Genomic DNA, 13,455 nt, shown 5'->3' on the forward strand with positions numbered 1-13,455 from the left:
TTTTAAGGAGTGTTTTTTGTTTGATACATTAACTAGCTCGTTTAAAGGCATTGTCAATAAAATTAGATTCTTAGATGATGAAAAGGCACTCAATCGCTCGCTAGATGAGCTAAAAAAGGTGCTGCTTAAAAATGATGTTTATCACAAAGTCGTAAAAGAAATCATCGCTCAAGTCGAAATCGAGTGCAAGAAAAATGGCATTGGCAAGGATTCTTTTGCAAATGCCCTGAAAGATTCGCTAAATGCCATTTTTAGTGGCACTTATGGCTTCACATACGCTCCAAAGCCCCCTACAATCGTGCTTATGGTAGGCTTACAAGGAAGCGGGAAAACAACCAGCAGTGCGAAACTTGCAAATTACCTAAAACTTCGTGGCAAGAAAGTCTTGCTTGTGGGCTGCGACTTGCAGCGATTAGCCGCAGTCGAGCAGTTACGGCAATTAGCCAGTGAAATTGAAGTGGATTTTTACTTTAAAGAGAATCTAGATTCTATAAAACTCGCTAGAGAATCTATAAGATTCGCCCAAGATTCTAGCTATGATGTGGTTATAGTAGACACCGCTGGGCGACTTGCCATAAATACCGAGCTAATGAGTGAGCTAAAAAATCTAAAAAGCGAAGTGAAGGCAAATGAGACATTTTATGTGCTAGATAGCCTAAGCGGGCAAGATGCTGTGCGGAGTGCCGATACATTTAATAAAGAGATTGGTTTAAGTGGCGTAGTTTTAAGTAAGTTTGATAGCGATTCAAAAGGCGGAATTGCCCTATCAGTTACTAAGCAAATCAATGTTCCAATTCGCTTTATCGGTAGTGGCGAGAAGGTCGCTGATTTGGATATATTTTTGCCAGAGCGGATTGTAGGGCGACTAATGGGGGCTGGGGATATCGCTGGATTCATCGAAAAGACCACCATTGTAGTTGATGAAAAACAAGCAAAGCAAATCACGCAGAAAATCAAAAAAGGCAATTTTACATTCACAGATTTCCTAAACCAGCTTGAATCTATTAAAAAAATGGGTTCGATGAAATCCCTAATATCGATGATGCCCGGGCTTGGGGCTATGGGCGATGCACTAAAAAATGTGGATATTGACAATTCTGTTGAGATTAAGAATTTAAAGGCTATGGTTTCATCGATGACTAAAAAAGAGCGGGAGAATCCAAGCATTCTAAATGGCAGTCGTAAAAAGCGGATTGCCAAGGGCTGTGGGCTTGATGTGAGTGATATAAACCGCTCTTTAAAGCAGTTTGAAACGGCTGCCAAAATGGCGAAGCAGATGAGCTCCCCAAATGGCGTGAAAAATATAATGAATATGGTTAAGGGTGCAAATCTTAACAAAATGCGATAAAAATACGAGATTTTTGGTAATATTACAATTTTAAAATTTTAAAAGGAGCATTATGGCAACAGTTATAAGACTAACACGAGTAGGACGCAAGAAAAAGCCATTTTATCGAATCGTAGTTACAGACAGCAGAAAGAGGCGAGACGGGGGCTGGATAGAATCTATTGGCTATTACAATCCGCTTCGACCAGACTTCAAAAATGTCGATAAAGAGCGAGTGGATTACTGGCTTAGCGTCGGTGCTAAGATGAGCGATAGAGTGAAAAGTATCGTAAAATAGGCTTTCAAATATCCTAAAAGGCAGGCGAAATGGTAGAAAACTTCATAAAAGAATATGTGAAAATGATAGCCATTGAGCCTAGTTTAATCGATGTGAAACGAGAGTTTGACAAATCTACAAATACCGCAAATATCACCATATACGCAAGTGACGCAGACGCAGGGAGGATAATCGGCAAGAATGGCAAGATGATAAGCTCGATTAAAACGGTGATTTCCGGTTGCAAGGCAAAAGATGGCATTAGCTATAAAATCGTGGTTAAATCAATGTGATTTTTGGCTTTGTGTTGGGGAATCTTGGGTGTGTTTAGGCGTGAATCTTGCGGGTTTTTTTGTGGATTCTGGGGCGGAATCTAGATTCTTTAAAAAGGTGGAATCTCGTGGTTTTTTTGTGGATTCTGGGGCGGAATCTAATTTCTAATGCAAGAAAAATTTGATATTTTAGTCGCCAAATGTGGCAAAAGCATTGGGCTAAAGGGCGAAATCCACCTAAATATTTATAGCGATTTTTTGGATATTTTCACTCGTGGCAATATTTTCCGCTGTGGGGATTTGATGCTAACTTTGGAATCTTTTAACGTCCACAAAAATAGTGCGAAATTTAGCGAGATAAATGACATAGAATCTGCCAAAATGCTTAATTCTCACAATCTCTACAGCTCCAAAACCCTCACAGAAAAATACTGCAATTTAGGCGAAAATGAATTTTTTTGGTTTGATATTATCGGCTTGAAAATCTATGATGGCGATTTGCTGTTGGGCGAAGTGGCGGAGATTGAGCGGATTGTAGGCGTGGATTATTTGGTGGTGAATGTGGATAGAGATTTGCTAGATTCTGGTGCTTCTAGCAATTTTGGCGATTTTGGCAATTCTTCCGTCGGTGTGTCGAGTAAAAATTCCAAGAAAAAGCCTAAGCAAAAAATCTTTCTAATCCCCTATATCGAGCGTTATATCATCAAAACAGATTTGAAAAACAAACGCATTTTAACGCAAGATACGCTTGGAATCCTAGAAGAATCTTAAAAAAGTATAAAAATCGCCGTGAAAACCATAAAAGCAGAATCTAACATAGAATCTAAAGTGGAATCTAACATAGAATCCCAAGCGAAATCTAAAGTGCAAATAGAATTCGTCGCAGAATCCCAAGCAGAATCTAACGCCGAATCTAAGATTAGATTCACATTCCTAAGCCTTTTCCCGCACTTGCTTCGCGGATATTTCGAGGATTCCATATTAAAAAGAGCGATTGAGCGGAATCTAATCGAGGTCGAGTTTATCGACTTTAGGGACTTTGCGACGAATCGCTATAAAAAAGTGGATAATTTCCAAGTTAGCGGTGGAGCTGGGCTTGTGATTTGCTCTGATGTGCTAAATAGTGCGATAGAGGCGATTAAAATGCAAGATTCCCACATCATCTATCTAACGCCAGTTGCAAAGCAATTCAATCAAAACGACGCAAAACGATTGGCGAAGTCCCATCGCCACATCATTTTTATCTGTGGGCGCTACGAGGGCATTGATGAGCGTGTGGTGGAGGCTTTTGTCGATGAGGTTTTTTCGATTGGTGATTATATTTTGACTGGCGGTGAGTTGGCAAGTCTCGTGGGTTGCGATAGTGTGGCTAGGAATATCCCACAAGTTTTGGGGAATGAGGAGTCTTTATTTGGCGAGAGCTTTGAAAATAATCTATTGGAAGCGCCCGTTTTTACTAAAAATCACACAAAAAATGATAAAAAATTGCAAAAAAATGCAAATTTAAGCGTCCCTTTAGAATATTCAAAGGGAAATCATGGCAAAATTAAAGCTTTTAAAAATGAATTATCGCTACGAAAAACCAAATATTTTCGTCCCGATATGTATCAAAACTACCATAAATAGGTAAATTGACGAGGTGAAAAATGCAAAATAGATATATAGAAATGTTTGAGAAAACTCAAATACAAGATAAGCAAATTCCGCAATTTAAAGCAGGGGATACTATTAAGATTGGTATAACAATCAAAGAGGGTGATAAAACTAGAATCCAATATTTTGAGGGCGTATGTATATCGCTTCGAGGACATGGCGTAAATCGAAGCTTTACCATTCGCAAAATAGGTGCAAATAACATCGGCGTAGAGAAAAACTTCCCAATTTATAGCGAGAGTTTGGCGAGTATCGAGGTTTTAAGAATAGGTAGAGTTAGACGCGCTAAATTATATTACCTAAGAGAGAAAAAAGGTAAATCTGCAAGAATTAAAGAATTAAGAAAATAATTCTTTAATTCGCAATGTTGTAGCTATTATAAAATAATTAAACTAAGTCGCTAAACATTGCTTCCTTTTCGTTTTCATCTTCTTGTAGTTTATCTTGCAATCGTTTAGCTCTAATCTTTTTTATACGCATTCCATCGACTTCTAAAACCTCAAATACAAAGTTTCCATCTACCACATTATCGCCAACAATTGGTTCTTTTTCAAGAAGATTAAATACATATCCACCAATTGTAACTTGCTCAACATCTTCTGGAATCTCAAAGTCAAGTGTTTCTGCAACACTATCAATGTCTAGCATTCCATCAATTTCATAGGTGTTATCATCGATTTTTATTATATCATCGTTTTTCTTGTCGTGCTCATCGGAAATATCACCCATAATCTCTTCAATAATATCCTCCATAGTTAGCAATCCAGCCGTTCCGCCATATTCATCTACAACAAGTGCAGTGTGAATCTGCTTTTTATTCATTTTCATTAAAATGCTAGAAATTGATGTCGTTTCAGGCACGATTATAAGCTCACGAACGATACTTGATAGATTATTATCTTTTTTATTTTGCAATGTGCTTTGTAGTAAATCACGGATATGAATCATTCCCAACACATTATCTTTGCCCTCTTTGCAGTATGGGTATCTTGTGTGATTTGTTTGTTTTACAATCTCTATATTTTCATCATAGGAATTATTCTCAAATAAGCATATAATATCTTTTCTAGGTGTCATTATTTCTTTTGCGGTTGTATCACTGAAATCCACAGCATTTTTTAGAATCTCACTTTCGATAGAATCTAAATATCCGCCCTTTAAACTTTCCCCTATGATTATCTTAATCTCTTCATCAGAATGGGCACTATCGTTTTCTTTGGCTGGTTCTATGCCTATTCGCTTTAAAAAGAATCCAGCCAATGTGTCAAATACCTTAATCAATGGAAAAAATAGAATCCTAAATAAATGAAGTGGTCTAGCTACAATCAATGTTGCTTGTTCGGCTCTTGCTATAGCTATTGATTTAGGGATTAATTCGCCACAAACGACATGCAATACGGTAATAATAGTAAAAGCAATAATAAAGCTAATTGTATGAAGTAAGATAGGATTATCAACAAAGAAAGAATGAAATAATTTTTCTAAAACTCTTGCAATCGCTGGCTCACCAATCCAACCCAAAGCAAGTGATGAAAGCGTAATTCCTAGCTGTGTAGCACTCAAATATGTATCGAGCGTTTTGGTTATTTTTAATGCTAATTTCGCATTGCCCTTATTTTTCTTTGCTAACTCTTCTAGCTTAGAGCGTCTAACCTTAACAATCGCAAATTCTGATAATACAAAAAATCCATTTAACCCAACAAAAACTATTGCTAATATAATCATTAACAACTGACTCGTCGAACTCTCCAAGATATAAATTCCTTTAGCTACTTTAATAGCGTTTTATAAGATTCTAAAATATCGGTTAAATTATATCCTTAATAGATTATAGAAATATTAAATTTAATATTTTACTTTTTAAAAACCCACAACAAAGATTGTAAAAATTTATAGAATCTACCAATGATTCCACGAGATTCCACAAAAATTTTCAATATAATAGAATCTAATATTTTAAAATACAAATGGATTGGATTATGTTAGTTAGAAAAATAATAGCATATATAGTATTATTTGTTTTGCCACTACTTTTTATTTTTTATGGTGTGTTTAGTGGCTTTTTTGGTGTTGAGTTTAGCACAGAAGTTTTGCATTATCTTGGAAGATTATCTATATTTCTTTTAACATTAATGCTATTATCCAAATATCTATCAAGGATTCCATTTCTATCATTTATACAAAACTATAAAAAAGAAATTGGCATTAGCTCATTTTTATTTGCGTTTTTGCATATTTTGCTTTATATAGTTGGCATTAGCCCAAGTGAGGTGCTTTTGGAGATTTTCAAGCGGAGATATATTTTGCTTGGATTCTTGCTTTTTGCTCTAATGTTGTGTATGTTTATTTTTAGCTTTTGCAATAAATCATTATTTTTCAAATGTGCTTCTCTCATTCTGCCTTTTAGTTTGCTTGGGAGTTTGCACTATCTATTTTCAAGCAAGGTGGTATATATAAATGCTATGGTGATTTTTTTTATTATATTAATATTACTTTGTGTAGATATACTAGAATCTAAAAAAATAAAAAAGGTTGAAAAATGATAATAATACCAGCGAGATTGCAATCCACAAGATTGCCAAATAAGCTACTTTTGCCACTTGATGGAGTGCCGATAATCGTGCGTGTAGCAAATATCGCGAAAGAGCTAGATTCCTGCGTCGTGGCGTGTGATGATGAGGCGATTTTGGAAGTTTGTAAAAAGCATAAAATCGAGTGCGTAATGACTGCCAAAACTCACACAAGCGGGACGGATAGATGTGCGGAGGCAGTTTCAAATCTAGGCTTAGGCGAAAATGAAGTGGTGATAAACTTGCAAGGCGATGAGCCATTTATCGAGCCTGGCGTTATAGAAAAGCTAAAAAATGCAATGCAAAATGCGATAAATTGGGGAGATTCTGCGTTGGATTTTGTGCTAGATTCTGCAAATTTAGCGTTGGATTCTACAGATTCCGCGTCAAATTCCACAGATTCTAGCGATTCTATTTTTATGGCAAGTTGTTATAAAACTATAAGCGACACGGAGGCAGATGACCCAAATTTAGTAAAAGTCGTGGTAAATTCTAGGAATCTCGCCCTATATTTCTCACGAAGTAAGATTCCATATAATCGCGAAAATATCGCAATGGAGCATTTAGGACATTTGGGGATTTATGCTTTTAGTGCCAAAAGTTTAAGGGAGTTTTGTGGGCTTTCAAAATCGCCCCTAGAAGAGATTGAGAAGCTAGAGCAGCTCCGCACCCTGTGGCATAATAAAAAAATTTTAATGGTGAAAGTAGAGAGCAAATCCATTGGAATCGACACGCTAGAGGATTATGAGAAAGCCAAAGAAATTCTCACTTAAGGAGAACAAGCGATTTTCTACTCATTGTAAAACCGCAAGTTGAGCTAGAAAGATTGTTTTAAATCCCTAAGGCAAAGTTCTAGAATCTTTGGCGATGAAACTTTGCTTATTTTGCAAAAAATTCACTTTAGTAGCTTAAAAGCCCTTGTTTTGCTGGGGTGTAAAATAAAAATTTAAAAAAGGACAAAAATGAAAATATTTGAGGTTACGCCGTTGGATAAGGGGGCGTTGGAGGCGATTGGCTTGGAGTGGCACACAGATAGCGACAATACGAGCTATATTTCAAATGAGGTTATAGAAGTGAGCCAAAGCGAGGCGGACGCCTTTTATGAGGCGGGAAATACGCTCTATGATATGTTTGTAGAGGCTGGGGAATATGTCATCAAAAACAATCTATTTTTCGAGCTAGATATCCCAACAAGCCTAGTTGAGAGCATAAAGAGTAGCTGGGAAAATGAGGTGCATTGGCATATTTATGGGCGATTTGACTTTGCTGGTGGGCTTGATGGAGTGCCGATAAAATTGCTTGAATTTAACGCCGATACGCCCACTTTGCTTTACGAATCCGCACTCATTCAATGGGCGATTTTAAAGCATAACAAGATGAATGAAAACGCTCAATTTAACAATATCTTTGAGGCGATTAGCGATAATTTTAAGCGAATGATTACGTTAGGCGAGGACATTGGGCGATTTGGCGAGATGTATGAGGGCTGGGGTGTGCTATTTTCAAGCATTCGTGGGAATAGCGAGGAGGAGCGAACCACGAAATTTCTAATGGAATGTGCGAAAAATGCGGGGCTTGTAAGTGAATTTTGCTATATCGATGAGGTGGAGTTTAGCGAGAGTGAGGGCGTATTCTACCAAAATAATCAATATGAGTTTTTGTTTAAGCTCCTGCCGTGGGAGATTATCAGCATTGATGAGCCGGAACTCGCCCTAATCATTAATAAAATGATTGAAAATAAAAATACTATTTTTCTAAATCCCCCATACACCGCACTTTTTCAAAGCAAGAGAATCTTAAAGATTCTTTGGGATTTATTTCCAAATCACCCACTTTTGCTGGAATCTTCATACGAACCGCTAAAAAATAAAAAGCAGGTCAAAAAGGTCTCATTTGGCAGAGAGGGGGCGAATATCGAGATTCTAGATTCTAGTGGAATCTTGGAAAGTAAAGGCGGCGAATATGGGAATTATAAGAGCATTTACCAAGAATTTTATCCGCTAAACTCGCACAATGGGAGCTTTTATCAGCCAAATGTGTTTTTTGCCTATGAGAGCTGTGGGCTTGGATTCCGTAAAGGTGGGAATATAATGGATAATTTTGCGAAATTCGTCTCGCATATAATTAAATAAAGATTTGCATAATATCTATAACAATATTTTTGCTTTCTAAATAAATCTTAAAAGTCAATAAAAAATAATAAATTTATTGATTTTTTTTGATATTTTTCCATAATTCGTAATTTCTTAAGCTAAAGTTAAAAGATTTTTGTAATTTTTCTGTAATTTAAAAGATTTTACTATTTTAAAAACTATATACAATCATAGTTGTTTTATAATATATTTATGGTTAGATTGTTTATAAATAATCATTTAAACATTGCAATTTAACTATAAATTAAATTATTAAAGGAGCTAAATCATGAGTAATATAGAAAAACCTCAAGTTAATCTTAATTTTGAAGGAGGTTTATGGGAAAGTGAAATCAATGTTAGAGATTTTATAGTGAAAAATTATACTCCATATGATGGAGATAGTAATTTTTTAGCTAACCCTACAAATAATACCTTGAAATTATGGGAAAGAGTTTGCGAACTAATGAAAGTAGAGCGTAGCAGAAATGGTGTTTATGATGTTAGCACCGATATTATTTCTACTATAACATCTCATAAACCGGGATATATCAATAAGGATTTAGAGAAAATCGTAGGAATCCAAACAGATGAGCCATTAAAAAGGTCTATTATGCCATTTGGTGGTTATAGAATGGTGGTTACTTCATTACATGCATATGGAAAAGAGGAAGACCCAAATGTGGCAAATGTATTCAAATACCGAAAAACCCATAATGATGGTGTATTTGATGCATATACTGATGAGATGATTTTAGCTAGAAAAGTAGGCATTATTACAGGATTACCAGATGCTTATGGTAGAGGAAGAATTATCGGGGACTATAGAAGAGTGCCTTTATATGGCGTAGATAAATTAATCGAAGAAAAAGTAAAAGCCAAAAAGAAAATGGTCCCAGATGTTGTAGATTCTCATGTAATACGAGCTAGAGAGGAATTATCAGAGCAAATTAAAGCATTAAATGAATTAAAAGAAATGGCTCTATCTTATGGATTCGACATTTCAAAACCAGCTACTGATGTAAAAGAAGCGATTCAATGGCTATATTTTGCATATCTTGCAGCGACAAAAGAGCAAAATGGTGCGGCAATGAGTATTGGTAGAATCTCAACTTTCCTTGATATTTATGCACAAAAAGACCTAGATAGTGGCAAATATACCGAAGAAGAAATTCAAGAGATGGTAGACCATTTTGTTATGAAATTAAGAATGATTAGATTCTTGCGAACACCAGAATATGATGAGCTATTCTCCGGCGACCCAACTTGGGTAACTGAATGTATTGGCGGAATGTGTATTGATGGGCGACATTTGGTTACAAAAATGTCCTTTAGATTCTTACATACATTGACAAATCTTGGACCAGCTCCAGAGCCGAATATGACTGTTCTTTGGAATACTAGATTGCCTAAGAATTTTAAGGAATATTGTGCGGAAGTTAGCATTAAAACATCATCCATTCAATATGAATCCGATGAGATTATGCTAGAAGAATTTGGCGATGATTATGGTATTGCTTGTTGTGTATCACCGATGAAGCTTGGAAAACAAATGCAGTTTTTTGGTGCAAGATGTAATCTAGCAAAAGCATTATTATATGCGATAAATGAAGGTAAAGATGAAACAAGCGGATTGCAAGTAGGACCAAATATCGCTCCTGTCGAAGGTGAGTATTTGAATTATGATGAGGTTAGAGAAAAACTTGATATTATACTAGATTGGCTTGCAAGATTGTATATTAATACATTGAATGTAATTCACTATATGCACGATAAATATTGCTATGAGAGAATACAAATGGCACTCCACGATGATAATGTAATGCGAACTATGGCAGGTGGAATCGCTGGTTTGTCTGTTATTACAGATTCACTCTCAGCAATAAAATATGCGAAAGTTAAGCCAATTAGAAATGAGCAAGATTTAATAGTTGATTTTGAAATTGAGGGCGATTATCCAAAATATGGAAATAATGATGATAGAGTAGATGAAATCGCCGTAAGTCTTGTAAAAGGCTTCTCTCAACGATTATCTTTGCACGATACATATAGAGAATCTATTCCTACAATGAGCGTTCTTACTATTACTTCAAATGTAGTTTATGGTAAGAAAACAGGAACAACTCCAGATGGTAGAAAAGCAGGTGAGCCATTTGCTCCGGGTGCAAATCCAATGCACGGACGAGATACAAGTGGTTGTGTGGCGAGCTTCTGCTCTGTGGCTAAGATTCCATTCAAATATTCAAAAGATGGAATCTCAAATACATTTTCTATCGTTCCGGGAGCAATAGGAAGTGATGATAAAACACAAAAGCAAAATCTAGTTCAACTAATGGACGGATATTTTAGCGATGAAGGTTATCATCTAAATGTTAATGTATTGAAAAAAGAAGTTTTAGAAGATGCTATGGAACATCCAGAAAAGTATCCACAATTAACAATTCGTGTGAGTGGCTATGCTGTTAATTTTATCAAACTCACAAAAGAGCAACAAAGGGATGTAATTTCTCGAACATTCCATCAAAAATTATAAATCCTATCCCTTCTTTTTAAGGAGGGATAAAGTGGCTATAAAATCTAAATCAATAAAGGTTGTATAAATGGCAGTAAAGCAAAAAATGAATAAAGAGCAATTTCTTGATAATTACAAAAAAATAAAAGGCAGAATCCATTCAATTGAAACATTTGGAGCTGTAGATGGTCCGGGGATTCGCTTTGTGTTATTTTTACAGGGTTGCTATTTGCGTTGTCTTTATTGCCATAATCCAGATTCTTGGGATTTGAATGGCGGTCAAGAAATAAATCTAAAAAATATCCTAAAAAATATCCTAGCTTATAAGAAATTTTACAAAAAAGGCGGTGTTACCATATCTGGTGGAGAGCCACTTTTACAACATGAATTTTTATATCATTTGTTAGATGCTTTACAAATTCTTGGATTCCATAGTGCGATTGATACAAATGGCTTTGTGGATTTGAAATTTTCTAAAAAGTGCATTGATAAGGCTGATATGCTACTTTTGGATATAAAAGAAGTTGATGAAGATGATTGCATTGAGCTAACCGAGCAGAGCAATGAAAATACACTAAAAACGCTTAATTATTGTCAAGAAATCAATAAATGTGTTTGGATACGATATGTTTGCATTCCGGGCTATACGCTAAAAAATGAAAAGATTCACAAATTAGCACAATTATTACAGCAATATTCTTGTGTGCAAAAAGTGCAGTTAATACCATTTCATCAGCTCGGTAGCTATAAATATAAAGAATTAAAGATTCCATATAAGCTAGAATCTACTCCAATCCCAACAAGTGAAGAAATGTATGAAGCCGAAAAGATAATAAGGCAATATAATCTCCCATTATAAAGATATTTGCTATTGCAAGATTCTTAAAATTTTTTAGAATCTTGCTATTTAATCGCCTTATATCGAACTTTCAAATAGATTAATCTGCGATGTGATGAAGTGCAGCGATAGAGTAGTGGGGCTGGATTCCCCCATTTGGTTGGAATCTAAATTTGCGCGATAAAAATATGCTTGTGGTGTGCGTATAGGCGTTTATCGGGGCAAATCCATGAAAATCTACTTCGATTAAATCTAACTCTTCGCGTAAAAACTTCGCCGTATTTTTATGCCAATCGGCATTATCCAAAATTACCATATATCCATCATTTGAGCTTAGATTTAGCAGACTTGAAGCCACCTTTGCACATTCAAATCGATAAAGCCCATCGATAATAATGATGTCAAATTTTGTATTTAGCGTAAGTGGGAATGTGGCGTATAATGGGAGATTTTTATATTGTGCGGAGTTTATAGAAGACGCAGAATCTGCTTGTTTTTGTGAGATATTAGAATCTATGGAATCTTTAGCGTTTAAATCTTGGATTTTACCTGCTACCCCCCCCCATATTGCCTTTAGAGTTATTTTCTATTAAATAAATCTCTTGATTTGGTAATTTTTTAGAAGCTACTTCTTTAAACCACTCTCTATCATTTTCAATAGAAACTACCATTTTCGCCCTTTTCGCCCAAAATAGCGATGAATTTCCACTGCCATATTCCAAAATATTCTTTTTGCTAAAATCTAGATTCCCCAAAAACTCAATTGCAGGATATGTATACCACGGGATTGGATTCCCATTTTTATCGACACAGCTCCATTTGACTATGCTTTGATATTGGGCGTATTGTGTGCTAAGTGTGCGGAAATTTGCTATTTGCTTGGAGATATGTATCTTTTTATCTAGCATAAATTGTGGGATAAACTTCTTTATAAATTGCTTGATTTGCATATTTGCTCCTTAAAATTATTTATTAAACTTGCCATTATTGCTATAAATTGTAGCTAAAAGGGTGATTTTATGCTATATTTTTGCGATGAAAAATAGTAAATTTGAATTGTTAATTGAGCAATTAGAGCAAATCCCAAGCATAGGTAAAAAATCAGCCCTTAAAATCGCATATTCTTTAGCCATAGAAAATAAAGTTTTAGCCCTAAATATCGCACATTGCATAGAAGATGCGGTAAATTGTGTCCAAAAGTGCGAGATTTGTGGCGGTATCAGTGAGAGTAGAATCTGCAATATATGTGAAGATGAAAGTAGGCTTTTTAGCGGAATGCTTTGTATTGTAGGAAGCCCAAAAGATATTTTAACGATTGAAGATGCCCATATTTTTGAGGGTGTGTATTTGGTCGTTGATGGAACACAAAATATTGATTTTAAGGATATTATTGCAAATATTAATCTATATAATATAAAAGAGATAATATTTGCTTTTACCCCGACACTTGCGAGTGATGCGATGATTTTATATATCGAGGATAAACTAAAAGACTTAAATCTAAGGTTTTCTAAAATCGCACAAGGTGTGCCAACAGGCGTAGGACTAGATAATATCGATAAACTCTCCCTTACTCGTGCTTTGGAATCTAGGATTAGAATCTAAAGTTTATAGATTCCATAACTCCTAATTAAACATTCCTAAAATCCCATAAACCACATAGATTCTAAAACTAGAATCTAAATCTAGAATCTTAAACCTAAGAGTGTAAGTTTTATAGATTCTAGATTCCACAGATTCCACATTTTCTAATTACAAATTAAATATCTCACATTCTAGCGGAATCTAAATCCTTAGATTCTCACAGATTCCATATCACGCATTAAATATTATGAATTTCCTATTTCCATTTACCACCCAACCTTAACATTAAA

The 13,455-nt window shown here is 35.3% G+C and carries 17 protein-coding genes; 14 read left to right on the top strand and 3 right to left on the bottom strand.

All coding sequences use genetic code 11. The features are described 5' to 3' along the window. Nucleotides 1–16: 16 nt before the first annotated feature. The 7 genes from ffh to rplS all read left to right on the top strand — a co-directional run bounded on the left by ffh (nt 17) and on the right by rplS (nt 3,879). Entirely contained in the window at nt 17–1,348 is a 1,332-nt protein-coding gene (gene ffh, locus CCY99_RS07925) for a signal recognition particle protein (protein WP_112060882.1), read from the top strand. A gap of 52 nt (nt 1,349–1,400) precedes the next feature. Continuing rightward, a complete protein-coding gene (rpsP, locus tag CCY99_RS07930; RefSeq protein ID WP_112060883.1) occupies nt 1,401–1,625 on the top strand; it encodes a 30S ribosomal protein S16 in 225 nt (74 codons plus the stop codon). A gap of 29 nt (nt 1,626–1,654) precedes the next feature. Continuing rightward, a complete protein-coding gene (locus tag CCY99_RS07935; RefSeq protein ID WP_112060884.1) occupies nt 1,655–1,897 on the top strand; it encodes a KH domain-containing protein in 243 nt (80 codons plus the stop codon). Continuing rightward, nucleotides 1,860–2,045: a hypothetical protein gene (locus tag CCY99_RS07940; RefSeq protein ID WP_112060885.1), complete on the top strand. Its 186-nt coding sequence runs from the start codon at nt 1,860–1,862 to the stop codon at nt 2,043–2,045. Before CCY99_RS07935 ends, CCY99_RS07940 begins: the two co-directional genes overlap by 38 nt. Next, nucleotides 2,045–2,647 carry a ribosome maturation factor RimM gene (rimM, locus tag CCY99_RS07945; RefSeq protein WP_112060886.1) on the top strand — a complete coding sequence of 201 codons (603 nt, stop codon included), beginning with the start codon at nt 2,045–2,047 and terminating at the stop codon, nt 2,645–2,647. Before CCY99_RS07940 ends, rimM begins: the two co-directional genes overlap by 1 nt. Nucleotides 2,648–2,794: 147 nt before the next feature. Then, nucleotides 2,795–3,502 carry a tRNA (guanosine(37)-N1)-methyltransferase TrmD gene (gene trmD / locus CCY99_RS07950; RefSeq protein WP_112060897.1) on the top strand — a complete coding sequence of 236 codons (708 nt, stop codon included), beginning with the start codon at nt 2,795–2,797 and terminating at the stop codon, nt 3,500–3,502. Between the two features lie 20 nt (nt 3,503–3,522). Next, nucleotides 3,523–3,879 carry a 50S ribosomal protein L19 gene (gene rplS / locus CCY99_RS07955; RefSeq protein ID WP_112060887.1) on the top strand — a complete coding sequence of 119 codons (357 nt, stop codon included), beginning with the start codon at nt 3,523–3,525 and terminating at the stop codon, nt 3,877–3,879. A gap of 37 nt (nt 3,880–3,916) precedes the next feature. Here rplS and CCY99_RS07960 read toward each other — a convergent pair whose 3' ends face one another. Next, complete coding sequence (locus CCY99_RS07960; protein WP_258443931.1) at nt 3,917–5,281, bottom strand: hemolysin family protein; 1,365 nt, start codon at nt 5,279–5,281, stop codon at nt 3,917–3,919. A gap of 227 nt (nt 5,282–5,508) precedes the next feature. Here CCY99_RS07960 and CCY99_RS07965 point away from each other — a divergent pair, with 227 nt between their 5' ends. From CCY99_RS07965 to pflA, 5 genes are all read left to right on the top strand, one after another. After that, nucleotides 5,509–6,072, top strand: coding sequence for a ferric reductase-like transmembrane domain-containing protein (locus CCY99_RS07965; RefSeq protein WP_181646895.1), 564 nt, complete (start codon nt 5,509–5,511; stop codon nt 6,070–6,072). After that, entirely contained in the window at nt 6,069–6,872 is an 804-nt protein-coding gene (locus CCY99_RS07970) for a manno-octulosonate cytidylyltransferase (RefSeq protein ID WP_112060889.1), read from the top strand. The genes CCY99_RS07965 and CCY99_RS07970 overlap by 4 nt, the downstream gene beginning before the upstream one ends. Before the next feature lie 189 nt (nt 6,873–7,061). After that, nucleotides 7,062–8,231, top strand: coding sequence for a glutathionylspermidine synthase family protein (locus tag CCY99_RS07975; protein WP_112060890.1), 1,170 nt, complete (start codon nt 7,062–7,064; stop codon nt 8,229–8,231). 289 nt (nt 8,232–8,520) lie between these two features. Next, a complete protein-coding gene (gene pflB / locus CCY99_RS07980; protein ID WP_112060891.1) occupies nt 8,521–10,764 on the top strand; it encodes a formate C-acetyltransferase in 2,244 nt (747 codons plus the stop codon). A 67-nt stretch (nt 10,765–10,831) separates the two neighbouring features. Further along, nucleotides 10,832–11,602 carry a pyruvate formate-lyase-activating protein gene (gene pflA / locus CCY99_RS07985; protein ID WP_220092247.1) on the top strand — a complete coding sequence of 257 codons (771 nt, stop codon included), beginning with the start codon at nt 10,832–10,834 and terminating at the stop codon, nt 11,600–11,602. A 79-nt stretch (nt 11,603–11,681) separates the two neighbouring features. On the opposite strand, the gene CCY99_RS07990 is transcribed toward pflA, so the two are convergent. Continuing rightward, complete coding sequence (locus CCY99_RS07990) at nt 11,682–11,939, bottom strand: hypothetical protein (RefSeq protein WP_112060892.1); 258 nt, start codon at nt 11,937–11,939, stop codon at nt 11,682–11,684. A gap of 40 nt (nt 11,940–11,979) precedes the next feature. Here CCY99_RS07990 and CCY99_RS09345 point away from each other — a divergent pair, with 40 nt between their 5' ends. Next, a complete protein-coding gene (locus CCY99_RS09345) occupies nt 11,980–12,174 on the top strand; it encodes a hypothetical protein (protein ID WP_146744960.1) in 195 nt (64 codons plus the stop codon). Here CCY99_RS09345 and CCY99_RS07995 read toward each other — a convergent pair. Beyond that, nucleotides 12,127–12,531, bottom strand: coding sequence for a hypothetical protein (locus CCY99_RS07995; RefSeq protein ID WP_112060893.1), 405 nt, complete (start codon nt 12,529–12,531; stop codon nt 12,127–12,129). The two genes, CCY99_RS09345 and CCY99_RS07995, sit on opposite strands and share 48 nt — an antisense overlap. A gap of 85 nt (nt 12,532–12,616) precedes the next feature. Here CCY99_RS07995 and recR point away from each other — a divergent pair, with 85 nt between their 5' ends. Further along, nucleotides 12,617–13,186: a recombination mediator RecR gene (gene recR, locus CCY99_RS08000; protein WP_112060894.1), complete on the top strand. Its 570-nt coding sequence runs from the start codon at nt 12,617–12,619 to the stop codon at nt 13,184–13,186. Nucleotides 13,187–13,455 lie beyond the last annotated feature (269 nt).

This window comes from Helicobacter sp. 16-1353 (assembly GCF_003288815.1).
Taxonomy (GTDB): Bacteria; Campylobacterota; Campylobacteria; order Campylobacterales; family Helicobacteraceae; genus NHYM01.